Genomic DNA, 24,665 nt, shown 5'->3' on the forward strand with positions numbered 1-24,665 from the left:
GAGGAAAACCAGCCATGACCACGCAGCAGCCCGCGCCCGCGGGCGCGACCGGCACCACGCCGCCACCCCCGCTCGGCGCGTACGACCTCACCGACCCGCAGACGTTCCTCGACGTCGACCCGCACGCCCTGTGGCGCCGGTTCCGCACCGAGAGCCCCGTCCACTGGCACGCGACCGACACCCCGGTCCCCGGCTTCTGGGTCGTCTCCACGTACGCCGACGTCGTCACCATCTACCGGGACAACAAGCAGTTCACCTCCGAGCAGGGCAACGTCCTCGCGACCCTGCTCCAGGGCGGTGACTCCGCCTCCCGCAAGATGCTCGCCGTCACCGACGGGCCGCGCCACCGCGAGATCCGCAACCTGATGCTCAAGTCGTTCTCGCCCCGCGTCCTGGAACCCGTCGTCGCCGGCGTCCACCGCCGCACCCGCGAACTCGTCGCCCAGGCCCTGGAACGCGGCGAACTCGACTTCGTCACCGACGTCGCCGACCACATCCCGATCAACACCATCGGCGACCTCATGGACGTACCCGCCGCCGACCGGGAACGGCTCGTCGAGTGGAACACCCAGACCCTGTCCCGGCACAGCTCCGAGGACAGCATGCTGGACGAGGTGATGGCCCGGAACGAGATCCTGCTCTACTTCTCCGAACTGGCCGCCGAGCGCCGCCGCAACCCCGGCGACGACGTCATCAGCGCCCTCGCCACCGCCACCGTCGACGGCAAGCCGCTGTCGGAGGAGGAGATCGTCTTCAACTGCTACAGCCTCATCCTCGGCGGTGACGAGTCCAGCCGCATGTCCTCCATCGGCGGCCTCATCGCGTTCTCCGAGAACCCGGAGGAGTGGCGCAAGCTGAAGGACGGCGAGGTCGGCGTCGACAGCGCCACCGAGGAGGTGCTGCGCTGGACCACCCCCGCCATGCACTTCGGGCGCCGCGCCCTCGTCGACGTACCCGTCCGCGACCAGGTGATCCGCGCCGGGGACGTCGTCACCCTGTGGAACAGCTCGGCCAACTTCGACGAGGACGCCTTCGACGACCCGTACCGCTTCGACATCGGCCGCACGCCCAACAAGCACGTGGCGTTCGGACACGGGCCGCACTTCTGCCTCGGGGCCTTCCTCGGCCGGGTCCATGTGAACGCCATGGTCGACGCGCTGCGCACCATGGTCTCCGGCATCCGGCTCCAGGGCCCGCCGCAGCGCCTCTACTCCAACTTCGTGCACGGGTACAGCGGACTGCCCGTCGCCCTCACCGCCGAACCGGCGACGCCGGCCGCGGCGGGCGCGGCGGGGAAGGTGACGGGCTGACATGGGGGACGCCGGCATGCGGGAGGAGAGGCGGACGACGGGCGGCACCACCCTGGCCATCCTGCACATCGAGGGGCGCGTCGAGTCGTGGGACACCGGCACGCTGGGCGAGGTGCGCCACCGGGTGGAGGAGCTGCTGGCCGAGTGCGGCGCGGTGATGCTGCGCGGCCTTGGCGTGGCCGACGCCGACGAGTTCCACCGGGCCGTCACCGCCTTCGGCGACCCGCTGATCGACAGCTACCGGGGCGGGAACACCCCGCGCATGACGGTCTCCGACGGGGTGTTCACGTCGACCGAGTACCCGGCGCGCTTCGACATCTCGCTGCACAACGAACTGTCGTACGCCCACCGCTGGCCCAGCCGGCTGTTCTTCTGCTGCCTGGTGGCGCCGGAGACCGGCGGGGCCACCCCGGTCTGCGACGGTCACGCCCTGCTGGAGGACCTCGACCCGGGGGTCCGGGAGCGCTTCGAGTCGGGGGTCGTCTACCGGCAGCACCTGCACGGCGGGCTGGGGCTGGGCAAGTCCTGGCAGGACACCTTCGAGACCGACGACCGCGGCGTGGTCGAGGAGTTCCTGGACGCCTCGGAGGCGGAGTACCGGTGGACCGCCGAGGGCGGCCTGCGCGTCAGCCAGCACCGCCCGGGCGTCCGCACCAATCCGCTCACCGGCCGGGACGTCTGGTTCAACCAGGCCGACCAGTGGCACCCGTCGAACCTGCCCGGCGACGAGGGCGAGACGCTGCTGTCGCTGATCGACGACGTCGACGACCTGCCGCACTGGGTGACCTACGGCGACGGCACGCCCATCCCGGAGGAGGACCTCGCCGAGGTGCGCGCGGCCGCGCGGCGCAACAGGCTCGTCGAGCCGTGGCAGCGCGGCGACATCATGATCGTCGCCAATATGTCGGTGCTGCACGGGCGCGAGGCGTACACGGGACCGCGCAAGGTCGTCGTCTCGATGACCTGACTCGCGCGCGCCATACGTACGGAGGCCCGGTCACCGTGACCGGGCCTCCGTAGGTCTTTTACGACCGCAGCTCTCTTACGACCGCGACGCGAAGACCGAGTAACGGCCCGACTCCACCAGACCGTCGTCCGCGAGCGGGGCGACCGTGAACCCCCGGTCGCGCAGCTCGGCGCACAGCACGTCCAGCCGGCCCTCCGTGACCGTGCCCGGCTCGTCGTGCACCTCCAGCGCGATCCGGTGGATCAGCGGCCAGTGCGCCTCGTCCACCCCGCGCAGCACCTCGGCCTCGGCCCGCTGGACGTCCACCTTGAGCATGTCGACACGGTCCACGCCCTCCTCCGCGATCACGTCCGACAGCCGCCGGGTCGGGCACACGTACGGCACCTCACGGAACTGGTACGCCAGCATCTCGTCCAGCAGGCCGACGTCCTCGCCCAGTTCCGCGGCGGCCGGCTTGTCCAGCACCTGGCGCTTGATGAACTCCCGGTCCGCCTCGGTCGCCGCGTGCGAGGAGCGGGCCGACATCGTCGTGTAGCCGGGGTAGAAGGTGAAGTCCACCTCGCCGTCGGTGTCGGACAGCGCGCACCGGAAGAGCTTCGCCGGTACGCCGTACGCGGTCATGTTCCGCTCCAGCTTCTCGAAGACCGGCGGCAGCGGCTCGAAGGCGTGGATCGTGGCGTCCGGGCACACCGTGCGCACGAACAGCGAGTAGAGCCCGATGTTCGCCCCCACGTCGAAGACCACGGCGTCCGGCGGCAGGGTCATCCCGTCGGGGAGGTAGGCGCGGCGGACGAAGATCTCCTCGTAGAGGAACGCGGTCTCGTGTGCGTTGACGCCGGCGATCCGGCTCGGATCGATCCCCATGGCGCTCTCCTGACTGGTCGCGGACATACGGCGATTGCCAGCGTGCCGAAGCGTGCTGACGGCGGGCTGATGCCCGGTCGCCGCCGCCACCAGGGACTTTCGCCGGACCCTTAAGGAGGTGGTTGAGACCTGTCCGCCTCCCTAGTGTCGATCCTCAACCAACCTGTCGGAGAGACACGATGAGCGTTCTCGACGAGATCGTCGAAGGAGTGCGTGCCGATCTGGCGGTACGCCGGAACAAGGTGCCCGAGGCGGCACTGCGCGAGCGGGCGGCCGCCGCCGGGCCACCGGTGGACTGCGTCGCGCTGCTGCGCGCGGGGGAGGGGCCGTCGGTCATCGCCGAGGTGAAGCGGGCCAGCCCCTCCAAGGGCGCGCTCGCCGAGATCGCCGACCCGGCGGCCCTCGCGGCCGAGTACGCCGCCGGGGGCGCCGCCGCGATCAGCGTCCTGACGGAACAGCGCCGCTTCGGCGGTTCGCTGGACGACCTGGACGCGGTACGGGCACGGGTCTCCGTCCCGGTGCTGCGCAAGGACTTCATCGTCGGCGCCTACCAGCTCTGGGAGGCGCGGGCACACGGTGCCGACCTGGCGCTGCTGATCGTCGCGGCGCTGGACCAGCCCCGGCTGGCCGACCTCGTGGCGCTGGCCACGGAGATCGGTCTCACGCCGCTGGTGGAGGCGCACGACGAGGCGGAGGCGGAGCGGGCCGTCGCCGCCGGGGCCCGGGTGGTCGGCGTCAACGCACGCGACCTGCGCACCCTGGACGTCGACCGCGGGACGTTCGCCCGGGTGGCGCCGTACCTCCCGGACGACGTGGTCAAGGTCGCCGAGTCGGGGGTACGCGGCCCGGTCGACGTCGCCGGTTACGCGACCGCCGGCGCCGACGCGGTCCTGGTCGGCGAGGCCCTCGTCACGGGACCCGACCCCCGCGCCACGCTCGCCTCCTTCCTCACGGCCACCCGCCCGGCACTGCGGCCCTCCTCACCCACCGGCCGATAGCCGCCGAACGGCCCGAGGCGGGGCCGTGCAGGGTCGCCCCCGCAGAGCTTGGGGGAGGCGAAGGATGGGCTCCCGAGCCCGTGACCCAAGGCCGCCGGCCTCGAGGAGGTGAGCCCGGAGGGGCCACGCCGCCCGCACCCACGGCCCCGCGCCAACCACCCACCGCCCCGCGATCCGACTCCCCGGCCCTCACCCCCAGCCCTCACCTCCCCACCGCCTCCGACCGTTTCGTCGTGACGGCGGCCCACCGCTCCAGGACCGCCGCCGCCGCGCCCGAGTCGATGGATTCGGCGGCCCGTTCGACACCGGCCGCCAGCCGCTCCGTGACGGAGCCGACGCCCCGCCCGTCCGGCGGGGCCAGCGCCGCCAGGCCCGCCGCGGCGTTCAGCAGGACCGCGTCCCGGACCGGGCCGGGTGCGCCGGCGAGCACCTCCCGTGCGACCCGGGCGTTGTGGGCCCGGTCCCCGCCCCGGAGGGCGCCCGGGCGCGCGAGCGCGATGCCCAGGTCACGCGGGTCGAACACCTCCGTACGCACCGCCGAACCGCCCACCGACCAGACCGTGGAGGTCGTGGTGACCGTCAGCTCGTCCATCCCGTCGTCGCCCCGGAACACCAGCGCCGACACCCCGCGCCGCGCCAGCACGCCCGCCAGCAGGGGTGCCAGCCGCGCGTCCGCCACGCCCAGCGCGAGGGCGGCCGGGGACGCCGGGTTGACCAGCGGCCCCAGGGCGTTGAACACCGTGCGCACGCCCAGCTCCCGGCGCGGCCCGGCCGCGTGCCGCATGGCCGGGTGGAACTCCGGCGCGAAGCAGAACGTGATGCCCGTCTCCTCCGCCACCTCCGCGACATCGGCCGGCGGCAGGCTCAGCGCCACACCCAGCTCCTCCAGCACATCGGCCGATCCGCACGCCGACGACGCCGACCGGTTCCCGTGCTTCACCACCCGCGCCCCGGCCCCGGCCGCCACGACGGCCGACATCGTGGAGATGTTGACGCTGTGGGAACCGTCCCCGCCGGTCCCCACGATGTCGACCGCCGGCCCGGGCACGTCCAGCGGCACGGCATGCCGCCCCATGGCCCGCACCAGGCCCTCGATCTCCTCCACCGTCTCGCCCTTGGCGCGCAGCGCCACCATCAGCCCGGTCAGCCGCACCGGCCCGGCGGCGCCCGACATCACCTGGTCCATCGCCCAGTCCGTGTCGTCGGCGGACAGACTCCTGCGCTCCAGAAGCGCGTTCAGCAATTCCGGCCAGCTCGGGGAAACCTGCGGTTCGGCGGTCGGTTCGGCGGTCGCTTCGGCGGTCACTTCGGCGGTCACGGAATTCTCCTTGGACGGCACCTGAGGAAATTTCTCCGTCCAGTCTCCGAATGACGACGAGCGCCCACCAGACCACTGCCCGTTGAGATATACGGACCAATTCGAAGGGGGAAGGGCCCATGGCCCTGCACATGGCCGTCGAGGTCGTCAGGGATTCCGAGACGTCCCTGACCGCCCAGATCCAGAGCTTCATCAAGAGAGAGATTTCCGAGGGAATTCTCCACCCCGGCACCCGCCTGCCGTCCAGCCGCAGGCTCGCCCACGACCTGGACGTCTCCCGCAGCGTCGTCGTGGAGGCGTACGGCCAACTCGTCGCCGAGGGCTACCTGGAGGCCACCCAGGGCGCCGGCACCCGGGTCGTCGCCCACATCGACGCCGCGCCGCCCGTCGTACCGACCCTGCTGGACGAGGGGCACGTGCCCGCCGTCCGCTGGGACCTGCGCACCGGCGGCCGCAACCTGCCCGCCTTCCCACGCCGCGAGTGGCTCGGCTGCTACCAGCGCGTCCTCCAGTCGGCGGGCCCCGCCGACCACGACTACCCGCCGCTCGCCGGCGAGCCCGGCCTGCGCGTCGAACTCGCCCACTACCTGGGCCGGGTACGCGGCGTGCGCGCGGCCGCCGACCAGGTCATGGTCGTCGCCGGGTTCGCGCAGGCGCTGGGCCTGCTGTGCACCGTGCTGCGCCAGGACGGCGTCGACGCCATCGGCATCGAGGACCCGGGCCACCCCGGCCAGCGCCAGTTCGTCCAGGAGACCGGACTGCGCCCCGTGCCCGTCCCGGTCGACGAGGAGGGCATCGACGTCGACGCGCTCGCCGCGACCGGGGTGCGCGCGGTCCTGGTCACCCCCGCGCACCAGTTTCCCACCGGCGCCGCCCTCTCGGCGCGCCGCCGCGAGGCACTCGTCCGCTGGGCGCGGGACGTCGACGGGCTGGTCATCGAGGACGACTACGACGGCGGCCTCTGGTACGAGCGCGGCCCGCGCCCCCTCGCCCTCCAGCGCCTGGCCCCCGACCACGTCGTCTACGCGGGCACGGCCAGCAAGTCGCTCGCCCCCGGCCTCCGCCTGGGCTGGCTGGCCGCGCCCCCGGACCTGCTGGCCCGACTGCTGCGCGCCCGCGCCCGCCACGACCTCGGCACCGAGAGCCTCACCCAGCTCGCCTTCGCCGAACTGCTGCGCAGCGGACTGTTCGACCGCCACCTGCGCCGCCTCAACGCCCACTGCCGCGACCGCCGCGACACCCTTGAGGAGGCGGTACGCCGCTACCTGCCGGGCGCCTCGGTCATCGGCCGGGCGGCGGGCCTGCACGCCTACGTCACGCTGCCCCGCCACACCGACGAGGCGGCGCTCGTGGCCGCCGCGCTGCGCCGCTCGGTCGTGGTGCGCGGTGGCGCCGCCTTCCACGTACGCCCCCGGTGGGACGCGCCCGCCCTGGTGGTGGGGCACGCGCACCTGCCGCGCTCCGGCGTGGCGGAGGCCGTCCGGGCCATCAGCGAGGCGCGCCGCCTCCGGTGAGGGCCGTCGCCCCCGTACCACGGGCCATCGCCAGGAAGTTCTCCATCATCGTCAGCCCACCGGTCGTCATGATGCTCTCGGGGTGGAACTGCACGCCCTCGATGGGCAGCGTGCGGTGCCGCAGGCCCATCACATAGCCGTGGTCGACGGCGACGGCCGTGGTCACCAGGTCGTCCGGCAGCGGCTCGGCGACCACCAGCGAGTGGTACCGGGTGGCCTCCAGCGTATGGCCGAGCCCCGCGAACACCCCCGCCCCGTCGTGCCGCACCGTGCTGGTCCGCCCGTGCATCACCTGGTCCGCCACCTCGATCCGCCCGCCGTGGGCCAGCGCGATCGCCTGGTGGCCCAGGCACACCCCGAGCAGCGGCACCCGCCCGGCGAACCGGTGCACCAGCTCGACGTGGCCCGACTCGGCGGGGTGACCGGGCCCGGGCCCGAGGACCACGGCGTCCGGCCGGGAGGCGGCCAGTTCCTCCGGGGAGCGGGTCAGCGACCTCACCACCTCGGTCCGGGCGCCCAGCGTGCGCAGGTACTGGTCGATGATGTGCACGAAACTGTCGTACGCGTCGATCAGCAGAACCCTCGGTCCGAGAACCCTCGCCTCGCTCACGGCAGCAACTCCTCACCGGTCAGCGCCCAGTGGGCGGCCCCCATCTTCGCCAGCGTCTCCCGCCACTCCGCCTCCGGCTCCGACTGGGCCACCATGCCCGCCGAGCTCTGCGTGGAGTACGTCGTCCCGTCGTACTCGACCGTGCGGATGCACAGCGCGAACTCGCTCCAGCCGCGCACGTCGGCCAGCCCGACCGCGCCCGCGTAACTGCCGCGCCGCTCCCGCTCCAGGCCGTCGATGATCTCCATGGCGCGTACCTTCGGCGCGCCCGTCATCGTCCCCGCCGGGAACGTCGCGCGCACCGCCTGCCAGGTGTCGACGCCCTCCTCCAGCCTGCCCGAGACCGTCGAGACCAGGTGGAACACGTGCGAGTAGCTCTCCACCGCCATCAGCCGGTCCACCGGCTGGGTGCTGGGCCGGCTGACCCGTCCGATGTCGTTGCGGCACAGGTCGACCAGCATGATGTGCTCGGCCTGCTCCTTGGTGCTCTCGCGCATCTCCTTCACCCGCCGCTGGTTCTCCTCCTCGTCCGCGCCGCGCCGCGCGGTCCCCGCGATCGGGCGCATCACGATCTCGTCGCCCTCGATCCGGAAGAACAGCTCAGGGCTCGCGCCGATCAGCGTGTTGCCCGCCCGGGGCATCAGGTACATGTACGGGGAGGGGTTGCGGGCGCGCAGCCGCCGGTACACGTCGACGGGCGTCAGCGTCGTCGTCACGTCGATACGGTGGCCGATCTGGATCTGGTAGATGTCACCGACCCTGATGTGCTCCAGGCAGACATCGGCCCACTTCAGGAACGTCTCGCGGCTGACGCTGTCGCTCACCGACAGCGGGACGGGTGCCTCCGGAACGGCCGCCGGGCGCCCGCCGGCCCGCTCCCGGGCGGCCTCGCGGGCCATCGCCACGACCGCGTCCGTGTCCGTGCCGCCGGCCGTCCGCTCCGGGAACGCGGCGCTCTCGGCGCGCAGCAGCCGTACCTCACCCGTCGTCAGGTCGTACCAGACGGTGTCCCGGAACAGCGTGAGCGTGATGTCGGGCCCGTTCGGGGCCTTGGTGCGGGCGGGCAGCGTCTCCATGTGCCAGACCGACTCGTACGCGAACGAGGTCAGGAACCCGAAGGCGTACGACGTGGCGGGGACGTCCGTGCCGACGTCGAACAGCCCCTGTGCCCGCGCCAGCAGCTCCCACACCCCGCCGCCGTCACCCGGCAGCCGCAACCGGTGCGCCGGCCCTCCCGGCGCCGCCGGCTCCGGCCGCAGGCCCGCCTCCTCGGCGGCCGGCACGAGGGCGGCCACCACTCCGGGGGCGCCGTCGATCTCGACGTACCCGTCGAACACCCGGATCTCCGCCAGGCGCCCGAACCCGACGACGGCCCACCGGCGGTCGGGCTCGGCGCCGTCCGCGCTCTCGAAGAGGAAGACGTCCTCCTCCCCGCGCACGGCGAGCAGCCGCTCGTACACATCAAGGGAATCGTGGTGGGGCAATCCGGTCGCGGTGACCCGCACCGCGATCCGTTCCGCTATTCGCATGGTGAACTCCCGTCGACAGCACTGCGATCAGCAAAACAGCGGGTGCGGCGGCCGTGCCAGACCAATCAATTGCCGTTCATGCGGACCACTTGGCCAATCCCTTGACCCGGTACGCCGGGTGCACTGAGCTGATCCGTGTTTCCACTTGGCACGGGCAAGACGGCCACAGGTAACAGCGAAGGGAACCGAGGATGACGCATTCACCCACCGAATCCTGGCGGGAATTCCCCGCGGCCCAGCAGCCGCACTGGCCGGACCAGGCGGAATTGGGCGCCGTGACCCGGTGGCTGTCCGCCGCGCCCCCGCTGGTCTTCGCCGCCGAGTGCGACCTGCTGCGCCGCCGCATGGCCGCGGTGGCCCGTGGCGAGGCGGTCCTCCTCCAGGGCGGCGACTGCGCCGAGACCTTCGACCGGGTCACCGCCGACGCGATTCGCGGCAAGCTCCAGACCCTGCTCCAGATGGCCGTGGTGCTCACCCACGCCACCGCCCTGCCCGTCGTCAAGATCGGCCGGATGGCCGGCCAGTACGCCAAGCCCCGCTCGTCACCGGTCGAGAGAAGGGACGGCACCGAACTGCCCTCCTACCGGGGCGACGCCGTCAACGGCCTGGAGTTCACGGCCGGGGCGCGGCGCCCCGACCCGTGGCGCATGCGGCGCATGTACGAGAGCTCCGCCATGACCCTCAACCTCGTACGGGCCCTCACCACCGGCGGGTTCGCCGATCTCCGGCAGGTGCACGCCTGGAACCAGGGCTTCGTCGCGGACTCGCGGGCCGGTGAGCGCTACGAGCAGCTCGCGGACGAGATCGACCGCAGCCTCGCCTTCATGCAGGCGTGCGGCGTCGACACCGGTGAACTGGACACGGCCGAGTTCTTCGTCGGCCACGAGGGCCTGCTGCTCGACTACGAGTCGGCCCTCACCCGCACCGAGCCGGGCACCGACCGCACCTACGCCACCAGCGGCCACCTGCTGTGGATCGGCGAGCGGACCCGCGACCTCGACGGCGCCCACGTCGAGTACTTCTCCCGGGTGCACAACCCCATCGCCGTCAAGCTCGGCCCCACCACGACCCCCGACACCGTGCTCGGTCTCATCGACCGGCTCGACCCCCGGCGCGAACCCGGCCGGCTGACCTTCGTGGTCCGCGCGGGCGCCGACCGGGTCCGTGACGTGCTGCCCGACCTGATCGAGAAGGTCACCGCCGAGGGCGCCCTGGTCTGCTGGGTCAGCGACCCGATGCACGGCAACACCATCACGGCGCCCAGCGGCCACAAGACGCGCAGCTTCGACACGATCCTCGACGAGGTGCGCGGCTTCGTGGAGGTCCACCGGGAGCTGGGCACCCACCCCGGTGGTGTGCACGTCGAGCTCACCGGCGACGACGTCACCGAGTGCGTCGGAGGCGGCAACGCGGTGCTGGCCGAGAACCTGCACCACCGCTACGAGACGGCCTGCGACCCCCGCCTGAACCACACCCAGTCGCTCGACCTGGCCTTCCTGCTCGCCGAGATGTACCGGGACCGCCCCGGCGCGCTCAGCTCCCGGCCGGCGCCTCGTCGATGACCGTGAAGGGCGGCTCCCCGGCGAGGTAGAAGTGGTCGCCGGGGAACGTCCGGAACCGGAACGGCCCCCGCGTCTCCGACCGCCACGCCGCGACGTCGTCGGCCCCGACCCTGGGGTCGCGGTCCCCGACGAGCGCGGTGACGGGACACCGCAGCGGCGTGCTCCGGTCCGGCCCGTACGAGGCGAGCATGCGGAAGTCGGCGCCGATGTAGGGCATGACCAGCTCCACGAAGGCCGGGTTGCGCAGCAACTCCGCGTCGGTGCCGCCCAGTTCCACGAGCGTCCTCGCGATCGACTCGTCGTCCCAGGTGGTGGCCACGTCGGGGTCCGGCCGCAACAGGTGCGGCGCCCGGGCGCCCGAGGCGACGAAGTGCGCCACCTCGACCCCCGCCTCCTCCAGCGCCCCCACCACCTCGTACGCGACGATCGCGCCCATGCTGTGGCCGAAGAACACGGTGGGCCGGCCGTCCATCCACGGCAGCAGCGCCGCGGTGATGTCACCCGCCATCGCGGCGAGCTCCGTGGCGGGCGGCTCCGCGATGCGTTCGGCACGGCCCGGATAGCACACCGCGTGCACCTCGAACCCCGTGAGCGCCTTGCCCCAGCCCCGGAAGAAGTAGGGCGAGCCGCCGGCGTGGGGAAAACAGACCAGCCGCCGGTCCGCGAACGGCCGTGGCTCGACGCACTGTGTCCACATCTTCCTGCCCCCAAGGCCCCCGCGTTGTGTGTGTCGCCTCCACGATCCTGACCGGGACTGACACGCCGCTGACGCCGCCACCTCGGCCGGGCCCGCCGCGTTAAGCGTGTCGACCACCGAGCCGTGCGCCGACCGCTGGAGCCCCCGTGACCACGTGCAGCGTTCCCCTGAACCCCGTACCCGGGCCCCGTGGCCTGCCCCTGCTGGGCAACCTGCCGGAGTTCGGCAGGGACCCGCTGGCGTTCCTGACGAAGCTGCGGGATGAGTTCGGGGACGCCGTGCGCTGGTCGCTGGGGCCCCGGCAGAGCCTGTTCCTGTCCCACCCCGCGCACATCACCGAGCTGCTGGCCGCCCGTGAGCAGATGTACGACATCCTGGAGATCGGCTGGGCGTTCAAGCGGGTCGTCGGCCAGAGCGTGATCATGAGCAAGGGCGACGACTGGCGCCGCAAGCGCTCGCTGGTGCAGCCGACGGTCCGGCCGCGCCAGGTCAAGACCTACGCCACCACCATGGTCGACTGCGCCCGCCGGGCGGCCGACCGGTGGCGGGACGGCGACCGGATCGACGTACACCGCGAGATGGCGCTCATCACCCAACGGGTCGTGCTGCGCAGCCTGTTCGGCAACGACCTCGGTGACCGGACCGGGGCGCTGGCCGAGGCGATGAACGTGGCCGAGCACGTGATCGGCGCGGAGCTGCGGAGCATGACGCTGTTCATGCCCGGCTGGGTCACCACCCCGGCGCGGCGGCGGTTGCGGGCGGCGGTGGCCACGATCGACGGCGAGGTGCACCGGCTCATCCGGGCCCGGCTGCGGGGCCCCGCCGACGCGGAGGAGGACCGCGACGACCTGCTGAGCCGGCTGCTCGCCGCCCGCGACGAGGACGGCCGGCCCCTGTCGCCCCGGGAGGTGCGCGACGAGGCGGTCACCCTGTGGGCGGCCGGCCACGAGACGACGTCGACCGCCCTGACCTGGATGTGGCACCTGCTGTCGGCGTACCCCTCGGTCCGGGACCGGCTCGAAGCCGAACTCGACCGCGTCCTGGGCGGCCGCCCGCCCACCATCGACGACCACGACCGGCTCACCTGGACCCAGCAGGTCGTCAAGGAGAGCCTGCGGCTCTACCCGCCCGCCTGGCTCCTCGCCGGCGTCGCCCGCGACGGCGCCACCCTCGGCGGCACCCGCGTCCCGGCCCGGACCATCGTCTGGTGCAGCCAGTGGACCACCCACCGCGACCCGCGCTGGTTCCCCCACCCCGCGGCCTTCCGCCCCGAACGCTGGGACGCCGACGGCCCCGACGCCGTAACCGACCACGCCTGGTACCCCTTCGGCGGCGGCCAGCGCACCTGCCTCGGGGCCCGGTTCGCCCAGGTGGAAGCCGTCCTGCTGCTCGCCACGCTCGCGCAGCGCTTCCACCTGGACCTGCCGGCCACGGAGGTGACGCCCCGGGTCGGCCTGCTGCTCCAGCCGGCCACCCCGCTGGTCGCCACCCTCCGCGCCAGGCGGTGACCGTGACCTACAGGGTCTTCGGGATGTGCTGGGTGACGCAGTGGACCCCGCCGCCGCCCCAGCCGAGGACGCGGGCCGGGGCGCCCACGACCTCCCGGGTGGGGAACAGGGTGCGGAACTGGGCGAGCGCCAGGGAGTCCGCCGGTTCTCCGGACAGCGGCACGACGACGCTGCCGCTGGTCTCGTAGTAGTTGGTGTGGCTGAACGTCTCCACGAGCAGCCCGTTGAGACGGTAGTGGGGCTGGTGGTGCAGCTCCACGATCTCGAACCGGCGCCCGCGCGCGTCCGTGGCGTTGCGCAGCACCGCCTGGTTGGCCGCCATGCGGGCGTGGTTGGGGCTGGTGGGGTCGGGCTGGATGTGGAGGAGGACCTTCGCCGGGCCGAGGTAGGCGGCGACGAGATCGACGTGCCCGTTGGTGATGTCGTCGTTGTTCAGGCCGTACGGCAGCCAGACGACCTTGCTCGCCCCGTACGCCTCCAGCAGCGTGGCCTCGATCTGGGCGCGGCTCATGGACGGGTTGCGGTTGGGGTGGAGCAGGCACTCCTCGGTGGTGATGAGGGTGCCCTGCCCGTCCGTGATGACCGCCCCGCCCTCCAGCACCATGTCGACGGGCCGGCGCTCCACGCCCAGGTGGTCGCAGACCCCGACGGGCAGGAAGTCGTCCTTGTCGTACGGGTACTTCTCGCCCCAGCCGTTGAACCGGAAGTCGAGCCCGATCTTCTGCGTCTTCCCCGCGTCGACGGCGAAGACGGGGCCCGTGTCACGCGTCCAGCAGTCGTTGATCGGGTGCTCGATCACGGTGACCGTGCTGCCGCACCGGGCGCGGGCCGCGGCGGCGTGCCCCGGCTCGGCGACCATGAGGACGGACTCGAAGCGGGCGATCTGCCGGGCGATGCCCGCTATCTCGTCCTGGACGTCGCGCAGCAGCCCGCCCCAGCCGACGGCCGGGTCCCAGGGCCAGGCCATCACACAGCCGGAGTGCGCCTCCCACTCGGCGGGGGCGTGGAACACGGTGGTGACCTCCTTGGTCATCGCGCCCATGGCGCGGCCGGAGCCGATCAGGGCGGCCGCGGCGGCCGTCAGGGCGGCGCCGCCGAAGACCCTTCTGCTCAGGTGCGGTACGCGGGGCAGACTCATCTCGTATCTCCTTGCAGGGAAACGGTGGATGTGCACGTGCGAGGGGGTGGCGTCAGGAGGCGTCGGCCGCGAGCGCGGCGGGCTCGTCCGCGTCCGGCGCGGCGGGAGCGGCAGTTGACGGCCGGTCGTCGCGGATCTTGTCCTGCGGGCGGCGGACCACCAGGTAGACCAGCCCGGCGAGGATGATCACCGCCGTGCCCAGCAGCCCGGCCCACACCTGGTACCAGGGCGCGCCCGGCGGGGCGAGGATGGCGCGCGGCCAGCAGACGTTGACCACCTCGAAGCCGGTCCACAGCACGGCCAGCACGTTCAGGACCGTGCCCTTGCGCCCCTGCCGGATGTGCCCGGACGGCACCCAGGTGCCGCGCAGTCGGGCGACCAGGGCGGCCAGCGAGGTGAGGAAGAACGGCAGGAACGTCGCCGCCGTACCGAAGGCGATCAGGCTGCCGATGGCCGTCGCGTCGAGGCCGAGCAGCAGCGCCGTACCGCTGACCAGGGTGGACGCGACGAGCCCGCCGATCGGCGCCTGGCGCTTGTTGACCTTCCGCACCTGCCGGGAGAAGGGGAAGACGCCGTCCCGGGCCAGCGAGTACAGGCCGCGCGCCGCGCCGCCCTGCGACGCCATGGCGCAGGCGAGGAAGCCGACCAGGACGACGGCCACGAAGGGCTTGTCGGACCAGGAGCCGAAGGAGTGCACCACCGCCGTGGTCACCGGGTCGATGTCCTCGCCCAGGACGACCTTCTCGGGCGCGGGGTGGGAGAGGGCGACGGCCATGGCGTTGAGGATCACGACCGCGCCGACGCTGAGCAGCGCCCACCACATGGCGCGCGGCACCTGGCGGCCCGCGTCCTTGGTCTCCTCGGAGGTGGAGACACAGGCGTCGAAGCCGATGAAGGCCCAGCCGGCCACGGCGACGGCGGCGAGGAAGGCCAGCGGGGTGGAGCCGCCGGACAGGGCCTCGGCGCCCATGGTGTCGGTGAACAGGACGAAGTCGTGCTCCCGGAAGAACAGCAGCAGGGAGAAGCCGACCAGGACGGAGGCCACCGCCTCGGCGCCGATGCCCAGCGACACGATGAAGCTCAGGACCCTGATGCCGTACGCGTTGATCAGCATGCAGCCGAGCAGGATGCCCACGGCGACCGCCACCATCGCCCCGGGCGTGGGCGTGATCCCGAACAGGGCGAAGACCCAGGGCGCGGCGAGGTAGGCCACGGTGGTGTTGCCGAACATCACGGCGAACTGCCACACCCAGCCGCCCATCCACCCGAAGGCCGGCCCGAGCAGGCGGCGGCTCCACTGGTACGGGCCGCCCGCGAGCGGCCACTGGGACGCGAGCTCGGAGTAGACGTTCACCACCAGGCACTGGCCGAGCAGCACCACCGGCAGCGCCCAGATCCAGGCGGGGCCCGCGACGGTCGTGCCGACCATGGCCACCGCGTAGAGGGCCACCACGGGGGAGACCACGGCGAAGCCCATGGAGATGTTCCCCAGGATGCCGAGGCTGCGGCGCAGCTCCTGCCGGTAGCCGAGGTCGCCCAGGCGTGCGGCGTCGGCGTCGCTGTCATGCGGCTGGGGCGGGGAGGGCGTGGGCGTCATGGTCACCTCGTGCTGACTAAATCTAACGTTGTTAGGTATCGGGGTGCGGGGAACTTAACGCGCCACTGGCTGAATGTGAACCCCTTCGGCCCGGTAACCTGGCGGCGGAAAAGAGGGGGAGCACCGCGATGGGCCGACCGAGCCAGCCACTGCTGAGCCGCGAGAGCATCGCGCGCACCGCTCTCGAACTGCTCGAAGAGCTGGGCCCCCAGGCCCTGACGATGCGGGCCCTCGCCCGGCGCATGGGCGTGAGCGGGGCGTCGCTCTACCACCACGTGGCGTCCAAGGACGACCTGCTGGACGCCGCACTGGAGCGGATCAACGAGGAGATCGACCTCACCCCGCTCGACGACCCGCGCTGGCGCGAGGGCATCGCCGCGTACGCCCGCGGCTACCGCCGCGTGTACCTCCGCTACCCGCACATGATCGCCCTGGTGGCCCGGCGGCGCGTGGAGGCGGACAAGGCCCTGCGCGGTTACGACACGCTCATCGCCGCCCTGGTCCGGATCGGCTGCACGCCCGCCAGGGCGGCCGAGGTCGCCGCCGCCCTCGACTACCTGGTCCTCGGCTCGGCCCTGGAGACCTTCACCGCGGGCTTCACCCGCCCCCCGGACGGCTACCGCCCGGCGTACCCGTCCCTCGCCGACGCCCTCGACGGTGCCGGCGCCGACGCCTCGGGCCTGGCCGGCCTCGACGAGCGGGGCTTCGAGACGGGCCTCGCCCTCCTCCTCGACGGCCTCGCCGCCACCGTGGCGTGACCCGCTCCGGCCCGCCGGACGGGGCCGGCGGGCGTGCGGCGGACGTCAGGCACGCCGCCCGGGGCGGGGTGCCCGGGCCGGCAGCGGGCCTCCCGCGACCGCTTACCCTTGGACAATGACCAGCAGCAGCGACCGGAGCCTCGCAGTGGACGTTCAGGGACCAAAGAGCTACGAAATCCGCACCTACGGGTGCCAGATGAACGTTCACGACTCCGAGCGGCTCTCCGGCCTGCTGGAAGATGCCGGGTACGTCCGCGCTCCCGAGGGCTCCGACGGTGACGCCGACGTCGTCGTCTTCAACACCTGCGCGGTCCGCGAGAACGCCGACAACAAGCTGTACGGCAACCTCGGCCGGCTCGCCCCCAAGAAGTCGCAGCGGCCGGGCATGCAGATCGCCGTCGGCGGGTGCCTCGCCCAGAAGGACCGCGACACGATCGTGAAGAAGGCGCCGTGGGTCGACGTCGTCTTCGGCACGCACAACATCGGCAAACTGCCGGTGCTCCTGGAGCGCGCCCGCATCCAGGAGGAGGCACAGGTCGAGATCGCCGAGTCGCTGGAGGCCTTCCCCTCCACGCTGCCGACCCGGCGCGAGTCCGCCTACGCCGCGTGGGTGTCCATCTCCGTCGGCTGCAACAACACCTGCACCTTCTGCATCGTCCCGGCGCTGCGCGGCAAGGAGAAGGACCGCCGCCCCGGCGACATCCTCGCCGAGATCGAGGCGCTGGTCGCCGAGGGCGTCTCCGAGATCACCCTGCTCGGCCAGAACGTCAACGCGTACGGCTCCGACATCGGCGACCGCGAGGCCTTCAGCCAACTGCTGCGCGCCTGCGGGAAGATCGAGGGCCTGGAGCGCGTCCGCTTCACCTCGCCGCACCCGCGCGACTTCACGGACGACGTGATCGCCGCGATGGCCGAGACGCCCAACGTCATGCCGCAGCTCCACATGCCGCTCCAGTCCGGCTCGGACACTGTCCTGAAGGCGATGCGCCGCTCGTACCGCCAGGAGCGCTACCTCGGCATCATCGAGAAGGTGCGCGCCGCCATCCCGCACGCCGCGATCTCCACCGACATCATCGTGGGCTTCCCCGGTGAGACGGAGGAGGACTTCGAGCAGACCATGCACGTCGTGCGTGAGGCACGCTTCGCGCAGGCCTTCACCTTCCAGTACTCCAAGCGCCCCGGCACCCCGGCGGCGACCATGGACGGGCAGATCCCCAAGGAGGTCGTGCAGGACCGCTACATGCGCCTGGTCGCCCTCCAGGAGGAGATCTCCTGGGAGGAGAACAAGAAGCAGGTCGGCCGCACCCTGGAGGTCATGGTCGCGGAGGGCGAGGGCCGCAAGGACGGCGCCACCCACCGCCTCTCCGGCCGCGCGCCCGACAACCGCCTGGTCCACTTCACCAAGCCGGAGCAGGACGTGCGCCCGGGCGACGTGGTGACCGTCGAGATCACCTACGCGGCCCCGCACCACCTCCTCGCCGAGGGCCCCACCGCCCACGTACGCCGCACCCGCGCGGGCGACGCCTGGCAGAAGCGCAACGCCGCGGAGGCCGCCAAGCCCGCGGGCGTCCTGCTGGGCCTGCCCACCATCGGCGCCCCGGCTCCGCTCCCGCCGGTCACGGGCGGCTGCGCCCTCACCTGACCCGCCGCCGGCCGCACCGGCACTGACGGCCACTGACGGCCCGCGTGGTGGTGCAGCGGCTACGCTGCGGATCATGCTTGTCGCCGCCGCCGTCTGCCCCTGCCCGCCGCTCCTCGTGCCCGACCTCGCCTCCGGGGCCGCGCCCGAGCTCGATGCTGCGCGCACGGCGTGTGCGGACGCGCTCGCCGTGCTCGCCGCGTCGCGCCCGGACCGGCTGGTCGTGGTCGGGCCGGGCGCGGAAGAGGGGCTGGAGCGGTACCCGGCCGGGACGGTGGGGGACTTCAGGGGCTTCGGGGTCGACGTCCAGGTACGGCTCGGCACCGGCACCGCCGCCGGCGACCGGCCGCTGCCGGCCCCGCTCGCCGTGGGCGCCTGGCTCCTGGAGCGCGTGCGCTGGGCCGACGCCCCGGTCGAGGGCCTCGCCGTGAGCGAGCGGCTCGCGCCCGTGCGGTGCGCCGAGGCCGGCCGGGAGCTCGCCGCGCAGGCCGGGCGGGTCGCCCTCCTGGTGCTGGGGGACGGCAGCGCGTGCCGCAGCCTCAAGGCGCCGGGCTACCTCGACGACCGCGCCGCCGCCTTCGACGAACGGGCCGCCCGGGCGCTGGGCTCCGCCGACACCGGTGCCCTCGCGGCGCTGGACGAGCGCCTGGCCCACGAACTGAAGGTGGCCGGCCGGGCGCCCTGGCAGGTCCTCGCGGGCGCCGCCGAAGGCGCGGGCCTGGAGGGCCGGCTGCTCCACGAGGACGCCCCGTACGGAGTCGGCTACTTCGTGGCCGCCTGGTCCTAGGCCCTGTCCGCCCCGGGCGGACAGACCGACGGACAGACGGACGGCCGCGAAGCACGGCATGTGCTCCGCGGCCGTCCGTCGTGGTGCCGTGGCCGGCTGAACGAGGTCAGGAGGCCGGTGGGGCCGGCGGCGTGGGCGGCGTACCGCCTTCGTCCTTGTGGGCGATCCGGCCCAAGGCGTCCTTGGCCTTCCCCGTCCCCGATTCGATCTTGTCGCTGTACTTGCCCTTGGTCTTCTGGTCGACCATCCTGGCGGCCTTTTCCAGCCCCTGGTCGATCTTGCTCTCGTGCTGCTGCGCGAGGTCGGAGACCTTCTCCTTGGCAGGGGCGAGCTTGGCCTTCAACGAATCCAGGAAGCCCATGGGGCACCTTCCCTCGGAGTAACCGTCGTAAGGATCCTACTTGCGGGCGCTCTCGCCGGCCTCGTTGTCCGCCGCCTCCTCGGCCGACTGCTGCTTGGGAATCTCCACGCTCTCGGAGGCACCTTCGGCGGCCGCGGCCTCGTCCGGCTTCCCCGCGGCCTCGGCGGTGTCCGACGCCTCCGGCTCCGTGCCCTCCGACTCGGCCTCCGCAACGACGGCCGCCGCTGCCGCCTCCTCGGAAGAGGCCTCGGACTTCCTCCTACGAAACCGTGAAAACACGCCCATATCTACTCCAAAGCGTACTCGTGTGGGCGAAATTCCGCCTCGTCCGGAGCGTCCCATTGCGTCGCCCGGTGCAGCCGGTCCGTAAACCGGCGGTCGGAACCTCGCAACAGGCAACGACGCCGATGTCATGCCGTCACGTAACTCGTTCGGGGACGGGTCGGAAGGTTTGCGAGACTGGGACGGTGAGAAGCGCAGCTCCCGCCCCGCGGGTCATCGCCGTCGTCGGCCCCACGGCAGCCGGAAAGTCCGATCTGGGCGTCCACCTCGCCCAGGAGCTGGGCGGGGAAGTCGTCAACGCCGACTCCATGCAGCTCTACCGGGGGATGGACATCGGCACCGCCAAACTGACGCACGAGGAGCGCGGGGGCGTCCCCCACCACCTCCTGGACATCTGGGACGTCACCGAGGCGGCCAGCGTCGCCGAGTACCAGCGGCTGGCCCGTGCGGAGATCGACCGGCTGCTCGCCGCCGGCCGCACCCCGGTCCTCGTCGGCGGCTCCGGGCTGTACGTACGCGGCGCCATCGACGCCCTGGAGTTCCCCGGCACCGATCCCGCCGTCCGCGCCCGCCTCGAAGCCGAGCTGGAGGAGCGGGGCTCCGGCGTCCTGCACGCCCGCCTCGCCGCCGCCGACCCGGAGGCCGCGCGCGCCATCCTGTCCAGCAACGGCCGCCGGATCGTGCGGGCCCTGGAAGTGATCGAGATCACCGGCAGGCCCTTCACCGCGAACCTGCCGGGGCACGACTCGGTGTACGACACCGTCCAGATCGGCGTCGACGTCGCCCGCCCGGAGCTCGACGACCGGATCACCGCGCGCGTGGACCGGATGTGGGAGGCGGGGCTCGTCGACGAGGTCCGCGCCCTGGAGGCCCGCGGGCTGCGCGAGGGCCGCACCGCCTCCCGCGCCCTCGGCTACCAGCAGGTACTGGCCGCGCTCGCGGGGGAGTGCACCGAGGAGGAGGCGCGCGCCGAGACGGTACGCGCCACCAAGCGCTTCGCGCGCCGCCAGGACTCCTGGTTCCGCCGCGACCCGCGTGTCCACTGGCTGAGCGGCGCCGCCGCCGACCGCGCGGAACTTCCGCGTCAGGCGCTGGCGTTGGTCGAACGAGCGGTTACAGCCTGATCACGTGATGGCATCGGGACGCCCTGCCCGTCATTCCAACGGTCGGGGCCGTGCCATCATCGAGCATCGATCGACCAGTGGAACCCGAGTTGGGAGGGCGCGTGGCGATGGAGGCCGGCCCTCGCGACAGAGAACACCAGGAAGCACCGGACGAACCCCAGGTGGCCAGCAACGCACCGGGCCTGAGCCCGGACGGTCCCGACCTCAACGAGGACGGGACACCCGAGATCACCCCCGACGAGGTCGAGGTCGAACTGCGCCCGCAGCGCAAGCTGCGCATCTGGCAGCTCGCCCCCATCGTGGGCCTCGCCGTGATCGGTTCGCTGATGTTCGGCTTCCCCCTCGCCTTCGGCTCGGGCGACGGCGGCGCCGTCCTCGCCATGCTGGGCCTGCTGCTGTGCGGCTGCGCCGCCGGCTGGGGCATGATGGCCGCCCGCCGCGTCGGGTACACCTGGCCCGGCCTGCCCGCCCGGGGCTCCGGCGAGCGCCCCGACTGGCGCGTGATCGCCCTGTACGCCGTCGGCGTCGCCGTCCCGGTGGCCCTGGCGGTCTGGCGCGTGGCCCGGCTGCGCTGAGGCGCCCGGGGGCCGGTGGGCGGGCTGACCGGCCGGGTGTCGGACCCCACCCGTACGATTGACCCCGTGACCACCGATCCCGTGACCACCGAGCCCATCGCCTTCCTCAAGGGCCACGGCACCGAGAACGACTTCGTGATCGTGCCCGACCCGGACAATGCCATCGACCTGCCCGCCGGCGTCGTGGCCCGGGTCTGCGACCGCCGGGCCGGCCTCGGCGGCGACGGACTGCTGCACGTCGTCCGGTCCGCCGCCCACCCCGAGGCGCGGGACATGGCCGACGAGGCCGAGTGGTTCATGGACTACCGCAACGCCGACGGCTCGGTCGCCGAGATGTGCGGCAACGGCGTCCGGGTCTTCGCCCGGTACCTCCAGCACGCCGGGTATGTCACCGCCGGTGACATCGCCATCGCCACCCGTGGCGGCGTCAAGCCGGTCCACCTCGCCAAGAACGGGGACGTCACCGTCTCCATGGGCCGCGCCCGGCTCCCCGAGGACGGCGTCACCGTCACCGTCGGCGGCCGGAGCTGGCCCGCTCGGAACGTGAACATGGGCAACCCGCACGCGGTGGCCTTCGTCGAGGACCTCGCCCACGCCGGTGACCTGTTCACCGAGCCGCCGTACGAGCCGGCCGCGGTCTACCCCGACGGCGTCAACATCGAGTTCGTCGTCGACCGGGGCCCCCGCCACGTGGCGATGCGCGTCCACGAGCGCGGCGCCGCCGAGACCCGCTCCTGCGGCACGGGCGCGTGCGCGGTGGCCGTGGCGGCGGCCCGCCGGGACGGCGCCGACCCGGCCGAGACAGGCACCCCGGTCACGTACACCGTGGACGTCCTCGGGGGCACGCTCGTGATCACCGAGCACCCCGACGGCCGGATCGAGATGACCGGACCCGCCGTCATCGTCGCCGAAGGCCGTCTCGACCCGGCCTGGTTCGCCTCCGCGCTCTCCTGAAGCGGCCGAAAGGCGCTGAAAGAGGCCGAAAAGCGCTCGTCTGAGGCCCCTGCTGAACCTTTGCGCACCCTTCGCTCGAATGGGTGATCCCGTTCACGCTGAGCGAGAGCGGGTCAGCGCTACGTGGTGGGCTCGGTAGCATCAAGCACCGGCCCGGCGGGCATGCCTTGTCCCGCCCCACCGCCGGTCGACGCCGTCGGAGGTGCCCATGAGCGCAGAGGCCACCAACCTGAGTGCCGAGGCCACGAACCCCGCGCCCAGCCGTCGGCGCGGCCGCCCGAGGATCGACCTCCGGAGGCTCGGCCGCGCCGCACTGCTCGGCCCCGGCACCCGCGACAAGCTGCCCGACGCCATCAGCCACGTCGCCGAGGCCCACCGCGCCCACCACCCGGACGCCGACCTGACCGTCCTGCACCGGGCGTACCTGCTCGCCGAGTCCTCGCACCGGGGGCAGTTCCGCAAGAGCGGCGAGCCGTACATCACCCACCCGCTCGCCGTCACCCTGATCCTCGCCGAACTGGGCGCCGAGACCACCACCTTGACCGCCTCCCTCCTCCACGACACCGTCGAGGACACGGACGTGACCCTGGATCAGGTCAGGGAGGAGTTCGGCGAGGAGGTCTGCTACCTCGTCGACGGCGTCACCAAACTGGAGAAGGTCGACTACGGGGCCGCCGCCGAGCCCGAGACCTTCCGCAAGATGCTCGTCGCGACCGGCAACGACGTCCGCGTCATGTCCATCAAACTCGCCGACCGGCTGCACAACATGCGCACCCTCGGCGTGATGCGCCCCGAGAAACAGGCCCGCATCGCCAAGGTCACCCGCGACGTCCTCATCCCGCTCGCCGAGCGGCTCGGCGTACAGGCCCTCAAGACGGAGCTGGAGGACCTGGTGTTCGCCATCCTCCACCCCGCCGAGTACGAGAACACCCGCGCGCTCATCGCCGACAACGCCACCGCCGGGGACGCGCTCGCCGCCATCGCCGACGACGTCAGGACGGTGCTGAGGGAGGCCCGCATCCCGGCCGAAGTGCTCGTGCGGCCACGCCACTTCGTCTCCGTGCACCGCGTCCGGCTCAAGCGCGGCGAACTGCGCGGGACCGACTTCGGACGGCTGCTGGTCCTGGTGGGGGAGGACGCCGACTGCTACGGAGTGCTCGGCGAGCTGCACACCTGCTTCACGCCGGTGATCTCCGAGTTCAAGGACTTCATCGCCGCCCCCAAGTTCAACCTGTACCAGTCGCTGCACACGGCCGTCGCCGCGCCCGACGGAGCCGTCGCCGAAGTGCTCATCCGTACGCACCAGATGCACAAGGTCGCCGAAGCGGGCGTCGTCGCCCTCGGCAACCCGTACGCCGCTCCCGCGGAAGGCGCTGACCACGCGGAGGACGGCGAGCGCACCGACCCCACCCGGCCCGGCTGGCTGTCCCGGCTGCTCGCCTGGCAGCAGGCCACGCCCGACCCCGACACCTTCTGGACCTCGCTCCGCGCCGACCTGGCCCAGGACGGCGAGATCACCGTCTTCCGCCCGGACGGCGGCACCCTCGCGCTGCCGGCCGGGGCGACCTGCGTGGACGCCGCGTACGCGCAGTACGGCGAGGCGGCGCACACCTGCGTCGGCGCCCGCGTCAACGGCCGTCTGGCGGCGCTGGGGACCGTCCTGAACGACGGCGACACCGTGCAGCTCCTGCTCGCGCGGGGGGAGGGGGCCGCGCCTCCGGGGCGCGCGAAGGGCCGCCCGGCGGGCCGCCCCACCGGGGCCCCGGGGGACCTCGCCCACCACGCCCCCGGCCCCGCCCCGGCCGCCGACGGCCCGGCCGGCGAGGGCGACGCCTCCGAGGACCGCGCCCACGGCGCCCCTGCGGCGGACGGCCCCGCGCGCGACGGCTCCGCCCAGGACGACCCCGCCGCCGGGCCCTCGCCCGACTGGCTGAAGCACGCCCGTACCCCGGCCGCACGGATCGCCATCACCGGCTGGCTCGCCGCGCACCCCGAGGGCGCGAAGGTCCCGGCGGCCGCCCCCCGCCCGCCGTCCACCACCCTGAACGCCGACCCCCCGGCCCGGGACACCGCAAGCGGGGCGAACGCCGTGGTGACCGACCTGCCGGACGCCCACGTGCGGCTGGCCCGCTGCTGCACGCCCGTCCCGCCCGACGCGGTCACCGGCTTTCCGGTACGCGGCGGAAACGTCACCGTCCACCGCGTCGGCTGCCCCGCCGTACGGCGCATGGAGGCGGCCGGGCGGGTGCCGGTCGAGGTGCGGTGGGGCGAGACGGCCGAGTGCCGGGTCACCCTGGTCGCCGAATCCTTCGGACGGCCCCGGCTGCTCGCCGACCTCACGGAGGCCATCGCCACGGCGGGCGCGGCGATCGTCTCGGCCACCGTCGAACCGCCCAGCGAGCAGCGCGTCCGGCACACGTACACGCTCCAGCTCGCCGACGCCGCCGAGCTGCCCGGCCTGATGCGCGCCATGCGCGACGTACCGGGGGTGTACGACGTGAGCCGCGCCCAGCAGCCGGCCACCACCACCGGCTGAGCCGCCCCCGGCCCGGGCGCGGGGCCGAGTCCCCCTC

General features: G+C 73.0%; 22 protein-coding genes. 13 read left to right on the top strand and 9 right to left on the bottom strand.

What is annotated here, in order from left to right; genetic code table 11:
- Positions 1-14 precede the first annotated feature (14 nt).
- Positions 15-1,310 (top strand): cytochrome P450, encoded by a 1,296-nt coding sequence (locus AB0J57_RS20520; protein WP_366129664.1) that lies wholly within the window; start codon positions 15-17, stop codon positions 1,308-1,310.
- Between the two features lies 1 nt (position 1,311).
- The gene (locus tag AB0J57_RS20525; protein ID WP_366129665.1) at positions 1,312-2,277 is read left to right on the top strand and encodes a TauD/TfdA family dioxygenase; all 966 of its coding nucleotides are present in this window, start codon (positions 1,312-1,314) and stop codon (positions 2,275-2,277) included.
- Positions 2,278-2,352: 75 nt separating this feature from the next.
- Here AB0J57_RS20525 and AB0J57_RS20530 read toward each other — a convergent pair whose 3' ends face one another.
- Positions 2,353-3,141, bottom strand: coding sequence for an FkbM family methyltransferase (locus AB0J57_RS20530; RefSeq protein ID WP_366129666.1), 789 nt, complete (start codon positions 3,139-3,141; stop codon positions 2,353-2,355).
- 179 nt (positions 3,142-3,320) lie between these two features.
- Here AB0J57_RS20530 and trpC point away from each other — a divergent pair, with 179 nt between their 5' ends.
- Entirely contained in the window at positions 3,321-4,139 is an 819-nt protein-coding gene (gene trpC, locus AB0J57_RS20535) for an indole-3-glycerol phosphate synthase TrpC (RefSeq protein ID WP_366129667.1), read from the top strand.
- Between the two features lie 202 nt (positions 4,140-4,341).
- Here the strand turns inward: trpC and trpD are convergent, their stop codons facing one another.
- On the bottom strand, positions 4,342-5,445 hold the full coding sequence (trpD, locus tag AB0J57_RS20540) for an anthranilate phosphoribosyltransferase (RefSeq protein WP_366129909.1): 1,104 nt from the start codon (positions 5,443-5,445) through the stop codon (positions 4,342-4,344).
- A gap of 131 nt (positions 5,446-5,576) precedes the next feature.
- Here trpD and AB0J57_RS20545 point away from each other — a divergent pair, with 131 nt between their 5' ends.
- Positions 5,577-6,971: a PLP-dependent aminotransferase family protein gene (locus AB0J57_RS20545; RefSeq protein WP_366129668.1), complete on the top strand. Its 1,395-nt coding sequence runs from the start codon at positions 5,577-5,579 to the stop codon at positions 6,969-6,971.
- Here AB0J57_RS20545 and AB0J57_RS20550 read toward each other — a convergent pair.
- Positions 6,946-7,581: an aminodeoxychorismate/anthranilate synthase component II gene (locus AB0J57_RS20550; RefSeq protein WP_366129669.1), complete on the bottom strand. Its 636-nt coding sequence runs from the start codon at positions 7,579-7,581 to the stop codon at positions 6,946-6,948. The genes AB0J57_RS20545 and AB0J57_RS20550 overlap by 26 nt on opposite strands.
- Entirely contained in the window at positions 7,578-9,110 is a 1,533-nt protein-coding gene (locus AB0J57_RS20555) for an anthranilate synthase component I family protein (RefSeq protein ID WP_366129670.1), read from the bottom strand. Before AB0J57_RS20555 ends, AB0J57_RS20550 begins: the two co-directional genes overlap by 4 nt.
- 191 nt (positions 9,111-9,301) lie before the next feature.
- Here AB0J57_RS20555 and AB0J57_RS20560 point away from each other — a divergent pair, with 191 nt between their 5' ends.
- Complete coding sequence (locus tag AB0J57_RS20560; protein WP_366129671.1) at positions 9,302-10,672, top strand: class II 3-deoxy-7-phosphoheptulonate synthase; 1,371 nt, start codon at positions 9,302-9,304, stop codon at positions 10,670-10,672.
- Here AB0J57_RS20560 and AB0J57_RS20565 read toward each other — a convergent pair.
- On the bottom strand, positions 10,644-11,369 hold the full coding sequence (locus AB0J57_RS20565) for an alpha/beta fold hydrolase (protein WP_366129672.1): 726 nt from the start codon (positions 11,367-11,369) through the stop codon (positions 10,644-10,646). The genes AB0J57_RS20560 and AB0J57_RS20565 overlap by 29 nt on opposite strands.
- 146 nt (positions 11,370-11,515) lie before the next feature.
- On the opposite strand from AB0J57_RS20565, the gene AB0J57_RS20570 reads away from it, so the two are divergent.
- Complete coding sequence (locus AB0J57_RS20570) at positions 11,516-12,877, top strand: cytochrome P450 (RefSeq protein WP_366129673.1); 1,362 nt, start codon at positions 11,516-11,518, stop codon at positions 12,875-12,877.
- Positions 12,878-12,884: 7 nt separating this feature from the next.
- On the opposite strand, the gene AB0J57_RS20575 is transcribed toward AB0J57_RS20570, so the two are convergent.
- Complete coding sequence (locus AB0J57_RS20575; protein ID WP_366129674.1) at positions 12,885-14,015, bottom strand: agmatine deiminase family protein; 1,131 nt, start codon at positions 14,013-14,015, stop codon at positions 12,885-12,887.
- A 52-nt stretch (positions 14,016-14,067) separates the two neighbouring features.
- Positions 14,068-15,612 carry an APC family permease gene (locus AB0J57_RS20580; RefSeq protein WP_366129675.1) on the bottom strand — a complete coding sequence of 515 codons (1,545 nt, stop codon included), beginning with the start codon at positions 15,610-15,612 and terminating at the stop codon, positions 14,068-14,070.
- A gap of 128 nt (positions 15,613-15,740) precedes the next feature.
- Here AB0J57_RS20580 and AB0J57_RS20585 point away from each other — a divergent pair, with 128 nt between their 5' ends.
- From AB0J57_RS20585 to AB0J57_RS20595, 3 genes are all read left to right on the top strand, one after another.
- Positions 15,741-16,370, top strand: a complete 630-nt coding sequence (locus AB0J57_RS20585) for a TetR/AcrR family transcriptional regulator C-terminal domain-containing protein (protein ID WP_366129676.1) — start codon at positions 15,741-15,743, stop codon at positions 16,368-16,370.
- A gap of 115 nt (positions 16,371-16,485) precedes the next feature.
- A complete protein-coding gene (miaB, locus tag AB0J57_RS20590) occupies positions 16,486-18,012 on the top strand; it encodes a tRNA (N6-isopentenyl adenosine(37)-C2)-methylthiotransferase MiaB (protein ID WP_366129677.1) in 1,527 nt (508 codons plus the stop codon).
- 73 nt (positions 18,013-18,085) lie between these two features.
- Positions 18,086-18,796 carry a class III extradiol dioxygenase subunit B-like domain-containing protein gene (locus AB0J57_RS20595; RefSeq protein WP_366129678.1) on the top strand — a complete coding sequence of 237 codons (711 nt, stop codon included), beginning with the start codon at positions 18,086-18,088 and terminating at the stop codon, positions 18,794-18,796.
- A gap of 106 nt (positions 18,797-18,902) precedes the next feature.
- Here AB0J57_RS20595 and AB0J57_RS20600 read toward each other — a convergent pair whose 3' ends face one another.
- Both AB0J57_RS20600 and AB0J57_RS20605 read right to left on the bottom strand, forming a co-directional pair.
- Positions 18,903-19,157, bottom strand: coding sequence for an antitoxin (locus AB0J57_RS20600; protein ID WP_366129679.1), 255 nt, complete (start codon positions 19,155-19,157; stop codon positions 18,903-18,905).
- 36 nt (positions 19,158-19,193) lie between these two features.
- Positions 19,194-19,442, bottom strand: a complete 249-nt coding sequence (locus tag AB0J57_RS20605) for a gliding motility protein (RefSeq protein WP_366129680.1) — start codon at positions 19,440-19,442, stop codon at positions 19,194-19,196.
- 182 nt (positions 19,443-19,624) lie between these two features.
- Here AB0J57_RS20605 and miaA point away from each other — a divergent pair, with 182 nt between their 5' ends.
- The 4 genes from miaA (at position 19,625) to AB0J57_RS20625 (ending at position 24,628) form a co-directional block, all read left to right on the top strand.
- The gene (miaA, locus tag AB0J57_RS20610) at positions 19,625-20,563 is read left to right on the top strand and encodes a tRNA (adenosine(37)-N6)-dimethylallyltransferase MiaA (protein WP_366129681.1); all 939 of its coding nucleotides are present in this window, start codon (positions 19,625-19,627) and stop codon (positions 20,561-20,563) included.
- A 107-nt stretch (positions 20,564-20,670) separates the two neighbouring features.
- Positions 20,671-21,138 (top strand): hypothetical protein, encoded by a 468-nt coding sequence (locus AB0J57_RS20615; protein WP_366129910.1) that lies wholly within the window; start codon positions 20,671-20,673, stop codon positions 21,136-21,138.
- An 81-nt stretch (positions 21,139-21,219) separates the two neighbouring features.
- Complete coding sequence (gene dapF, locus AB0J57_RS20620; RefSeq protein WP_366129911.1) at positions 21,220-22,092, top strand: diaminopimelate epimerase; 873 nt, start codon at positions 21,220-21,222, stop codon at positions 22,090-22,092.
- Between the two features lie 229 nt (positions 22,093-22,321).
- Complete coding sequence (locus tag AB0J57_RS20625; protein WP_366129912.1) at positions 22,322-24,628, top strand: HD domain-containing protein; 2,307 nt, start codon at positions 22,322-22,324, stop codon at positions 24,626-24,628.
- Positions 24,629-24,665 lie beyond the last annotated feature (37 nt).

This window comes from Streptomyces sp. NPDC049837, assembly GCF_040674455.1.
Classification (GTDB): Bacteria; Actinomycetota; Actinomycetes; order Streptomycetales; family Streptomycetaceae; genus Streptomyces.